At 39.5% G+C, this 4991-nt stretch carries 5 protein-coding genes and 2 pseudogenes; 1 reads left to right on the forward strand and 6 read right to left on the reverse strand.

Annotation, left to right across the window (positions count from 1 at the left end):
• Nucleotides 1–96: 96 nt before the first annotated feature.
• Together J500_RS16355 and J500_RS16360 are read right to left on the reverse strand one after the other, a co-directional pair.
• Nucleotides 97–503: pseudogene (locus tag J500_RS16355) on the reverse strand (transposase); the annotation flags it as partial.
• Nucleotides 504–596: 93 nt separating this feature from the next.
• Nucleotides 597–1079 (reverse strand): annotated as a pseudogene (locus J500_RS16360) (zinc-binding dehydrogenase); the annotation flags it as partial.
• A 62-nt stretch (nt 1080–1141) separates the two neighbouring features.
• Here J500_RS16360 and J500_RS16365 point away from each other — a divergent pair.
• A complete protein-coding gene (locus J500_RS16365) occupies nt 1142–1846 on the forward strand; it encodes an IS6-like element IS1008 family transposase (RefSeq protein ID WP_001067783.1) in 705 nt (234 codons plus the stop codon).
• 90 nt (nt 1847–1936) lie between these two features.
• Here J500_RS16365 and J500_RS16370 read toward each other — a convergent pair whose 3' ends face one another.
• The 4 genes from J500_RS16370 to J500_RS16385 form a co-directional block, all read right to left on the reverse strand.
• Nucleotides 1937–2239, reverse strand: coding sequence for a putative quinol monooxygenase (locus J500_RS16370; protein WP_004897265.1), 303 nt, complete (start codon nt 2237–2239; stop codon nt 1937–1939).
• Nucleotides 2240–2572: 333 nt separating this feature from the next.
• On the reverse strand, nt 2573–3403 hold the full coding sequence (gene fghA, locus J500_RS16375; RefSeq protein ID WP_004897267.1) for an S-formylglutathione hydrolase: 831 nt from the start codon (nt 3401–3403) through the stop codon (nt 2573–2575).
• A 228-nt stretch (nt 3404–3631) separates the two neighbouring features.
• Entirely contained in the window at nt 3632–4744 is a 1113-nt protein-coding gene (locus J500_RS16380) for an S-(hydroxymethyl)glutathione dehydrogenase/class III alcohol dehydrogenase (RefSeq protein ID WP_004897268.1), read from the reverse strand.
• A 21-nt stretch (nt 4745–4765) separates the two neighbouring features.
• Nucleotides 4766–4990: a metal/formaldehyde-sensitive transcriptional repressor gene (locus J500_RS16385; RefSeq protein WP_052024146.1), complete on the reverse strand. Its 225-nt coding sequence runs from the start codon at nt 4988–4990 to the stop codon at nt 4766–4768.
• Nucleotide 4991: the final 1 nt, after the last annotated feature.

Genomic DNA, 4991 nt, shown 5'->3' on the forward strand with positions numbered 1-4991 from the left:
GAATGATTTCACCTTGAAAGTGCCGACCGTGGAAGGGATTCATCTGCTGTATCTCGAAATAAATAAGATATTTAGCTTATCATGTCAGCCTATTTGCAACAGTGCCGATACATCGGCATCGTACATTTCTTTAAAAAAGCAACAATTTCTCTATTTGTCATTCCTTTCGCATATAGCGAAAGAATTTGATCATCCATGCTAGTAATGCGTGTTTGATGCTTCTTAATAATCTGTGGTTCAAAAGAGCCATCACGATCACGAGGGATATCTAAAGCAAGCTGCCCATCTTGTGTTAGAACTGTTTTGGAGCTAAAACCATTACGTGCATTAGATCCTTTCTTAGGTTGATGCTTTTCATAGCCTAAATGTTCAGAAAGCTCAGTATTCAGAGCGGTTTCGATCATGAACTTTTTAAATATGGCTGTCATTTGGTTTAAATCTTCAGGAGTTTTTAAACCTTTAGCTAATTCAGCTGCCATACTTTTGATTGTAGCTTCATCCATGTGAAGTACCTCTTTTTATTATCCTCAGTAGGATAAATGAAAATTAAGTACTTACACAAAATTTAGAACAGTCCCACAACTCATTTTGTTGAACTATATCTGTACAACAACTCTACCTCGAATTTTTCCATCTAAAATTTCATTTGAAATATTTAAAGCATCTGTTAACTGAATTTCAGTCGTTACTGTTTCTAATTTTGTTTGATCTAATTCTGTAGCCAAACGTTCCCATGCTTCTTTTCTTAATTCGATTGGTGCCATCACGCTATCAATTCCATATAAGGTAATCCCTCTTAGAATAAATGGAGCAACTGTTGCTGGAAAATCCATTCCGCCTGCCAAACCACACGCAGCAACTGCACCACGATATTTTGTACTAGCACATGCATTGGCTAAAGTATGGCTTCCAACAGTATCAATTACGCCAGCCCAAACTTCTTTGTTTAATGGCTTTCCTGGGGAAGATAATTCAATACGATCAATAATTTCACTCGCCCCTAGATAGGTTAAATATTCTGACTCTTGAGGTCGACCAGTCGAAGCTGTAATCTCATAACCAAGATGATTCAAAATAAGGCACTGTTGCAAATAGGCTGACATGATAAGCTAAATATCTTATTTATTTCGAGATACAGCAGATGAATCCCTTCCACGGTCGGCACTTTCAAGGTGAAATCATTCTTTGGGCTGTTCGTTGGTATTGTAAATATGGCATCAGCTATCGTGAACTTCAAGAAATGCTCGCTGAACGAGGCATAAATGTGGATCACAGTACAATTTATCGTTGGGTTCAGCGTTATGCTCCAGAAATGGAAAAACGGTTACGCTGGTATTGGCGTAATCCTACAGATTTACATTCATGGCATATGGATGAGACTTATATCAAAGTGAAGGGGCGATGGACTTACCTGTATCGTGCAGTTGATCAACGGGGTCATACGATTGACTTTTACCTTTCCGCTAGACGGAACAGTAAATCAGCCTATAGTTTTCTAGGAAAGATCTTCAATACGGTGAAAAAATGGCAAATTCCACGGGTCATCAATACAGATAAAGCAGCGACCTATGGCCATGCTTTATCACGATTAAAGCGAGAAGGAAAATGTCCAGTAGATATTGAGCACAGGCAGATTAAGTATAAAAATAATGTCATTGAATGTGATCATGGTAAGTTAAAGCGAATCATCAGGGCCACATTAGGATTCAAATCTATGAAGACTGCTTATGCCACAATTAAAGGTATTGAAGTCATGCGTGCACTACGTAAAGGACAAGCATCGTCATTTTATTATGGTCAGCCTCAGGGTGAAGTGTGTCTAATCAACAGGGTTTTCGGTCTCTAAGCACTTTTTAAAGGGAACATCATCGACTCAAATCACTATTTGCAACAGTGCCAAATTTCAGGCAGCACACTCATACATTTAAGCGTCGGTTTAAGCTGGTAGTTTACTCGCCAAAACATCTACTTTTTCAATAGACGGTGGCTCTGAAAATAGCTCATCGGCCTGAGCCATCAAAGCAGCTGCAACCTTGCCAGATAGATGTGCTTGGCGCCCCGCCTCATCAGGAAATGCATCAAATATACCAAATGTTGTAGGTCCAAGACGTAGGCCAAACCACGCAACTGTCGCAGGTTCTTCCATTACAATATGTAAACCGGCTTTAAGGAAAGCTTCCACTTCGTCTTCTTTACCCGGTTTAGCTTCAAGGCGGACATATAAAGCTGTTTTAAGCATGACTAAAACTCCACAATTGACTAGAATTAAAACTGATTCTGACATTGCTAATGTATGCATGTCAGAAAGTTTTGTTGTATAAAAGTTAAAAAAAAATCCCATAGCTGAGCCAAAATCTGTTTTTTTATTCCGACATAATGCTATGAATTTATTCAAGTTAATATCATTAACATTTGAATCAAAAAATTAAGATATGAGATGGTTAAATTCAATCTTAGTTATATAAGGATCAATTGACTCTACCTTAGATTTATAAGCTGACCTCTTCATCTGAAAATTATATTGCTCAAGAAGCATTCAAGAACAACATGTACATCCTCATATCTATCAAAGTTATTTAGCTAGGAGTTTGCTGTGAAACTCTATATGTTTCTCTATAAAGCTCGCAATGAAGTAATAGCTATGGTCATACCCTTCTCTTAGGTTAAGTGTAAGAGGATATTCTTGTTCCAAACACATATCACTAAGAAGCTTAGGCCTTAACTGTTCTTCAAGAAAATCATCAGCTGTTCCCTGATCGACTAAAATAGGTATATGAACTTCAGCGTTTTTGATTAATTCAATCGCATCATAGCTTTTCCATAAAGTTTCGGTTTCACCTAGGTAATGTGTGAAAGCCTTTTTCCCCCAAGGTACTTGGCTAGGTGCAACAATCGGTGCAAAAGCAGAAATACTTTTATACAGCTCAGGATTTTTTAACCCAATTACTAATGCACCATGACCACCCATGCTATGACCCATAATACTTTGGACTTGATTGGTCGGAAAATTTAGGTCAATCAGATTTCTGAGCTCTTCCACAATATAATCATACATTTTGAAATGCTGTGACCAAGGTGCTTGTGTTGCATTCACATAGAATCCTGCACCTTGGCCTAAATCATAATCTGCATGATCTGGTACATCTTCTCCACGTGGGCTGGTATCTGGTGCAACAATAATGACTTTATGTTCAGCCGCATACTTTTGTGCTCCGGCTTTAGTAATAAAGTTCTGTTCGTTGCAAGTCAGTCCTGATAACCAATATAAAACTGGCAACCGCTCATCTTTGTCATGAGGTGGCAGATATATTGAGAATTTCATTGAACAGTTTAATGCTATTGACTGATGGCGATACACTTCTTGCGATCCACCAAAAGAAGCATGTTTCTCAATTATTTCCATAATCAATTACCTATGTTGAGCAAGACTTCATGAGAAATCGAGTAAACAAAGAGTCCGACATTCTCCACAGAGAATAGTGATAAAGATTTAAAATGTAGGCAGGTTGATTGAACCTATACACGATGCCTACACAGATAGATCTGTTTTACAGATGATGTGCCGTTTTGGAGAATTCCATGCATGTCATTCATGATGCACATGCATGGAAAAGTATAAGGTCTGACGGAATTATTCGTAATGAATTACAGTACGAATTGACTTACCTTCATGCATTAGATCAAAGGCTTCATTGATCTGATCCAAGCCCATCGTATGTGTCACAAATGGTTCTAATTGAATTTTACCGTTCATGGCATCTTCAACCATTCCTGGAAGTTGCGTACGACCTTTTACGCCACCAAAGGCAGAACCTAGCCATTTACGACCAGTAACAAGCTGGAATGGACGGGTAGAGATTTCCTGACCTGCGCCAGCTACACCAATAATTACGGATTGTCCCCAGCCACGGTGTGCACTTTCAAGGGCTGCACGCATTACATTCACGTTACCAATACATTCAAATGAATGATCTACACCCCAGCCAGTCATTTCGACAATGACTTGCTGGATTGGTTTGTCGTAGTCTTTAGGGTTCAAGAAGTCCGTTGCACCAAACTCTTTTGCCAGCGCAAATTTATCTGGATTCATGTCAACTACAATAATACGCCCTGCTTTAGCTTGACGTGCGGCTTGTACGACTGCCAGACCAATACCACCTAAACCAAAGACCGCAACACTATCACCTTCTTGTACTTTAGCCGTGTTGTGTACTGCACCGATACCCGTTGTGACACCACAACCCAGTAAGCAGACATGTTCGTGATTGGCTTCAGGATTGATTTTAGCCAATGATACTTCTGCCACTACAGTGTATTCACTGAACGTTGAGCAGCCCATATAGTGATAAATCGGTTGACCATTGTAGGAAAAACGAGTGGTACCATCTGGCATTACACCTCTACCTTGAGTTTCGCGAACGGAAATACACAAGTTCGATTTTCCAGATTTACAGAATACGCACTCGCCACATTCAGCAGTGTAAAGTGGAATTACGTGATCACCTGGTTTGACGCTAGTCACGCCTTCACCAACCTCAACTACAACACCAGCACCTTCATGCCCGAGAATAGCAGGAAAAACACCTTCAGGATCATCGCCAGATAAAGTAAATGCGTCTGTATGACACACACCGGTATGGGAGATCTTGATTAATACTTCACCTTTCTTCGGTGGTGCAACATCAACTTCAACAATTTGAAGAGGTTGACCAGGACCAAACGCAACAGCAGCACGTGACTTCATGGAATAATTCCTTATACAGATCTATTTTAAATATGATTTTAGAATCTTGGCGATTTCAGCCAATTCTTCTTTTCGTTGTTGTTCTGTAGTTTCACCTGATACTAAAGTGTCCTTTAAATGAACCTCCAACATTTCATTCATTAAACCATTAATAGCACCACGCACAGAGCATATTTGTTGCAGAATTGCACCACATTCCACATTGTCTTCTAACGCTTTTTCAATCGCTTGCGTCTGACCTTTGATC

Source organism: Acinetobacter sp. 479375, from assembly GCF_000581715.1.
In the GTDB taxonomy this organism is placed as follows: domain Bacteria; phylum Pseudomonadota; class Gammaproteobacteria; order Pseudomonadales; family Moraxellaceae; genus Acinetobacter; species Acinetobacter ursingii.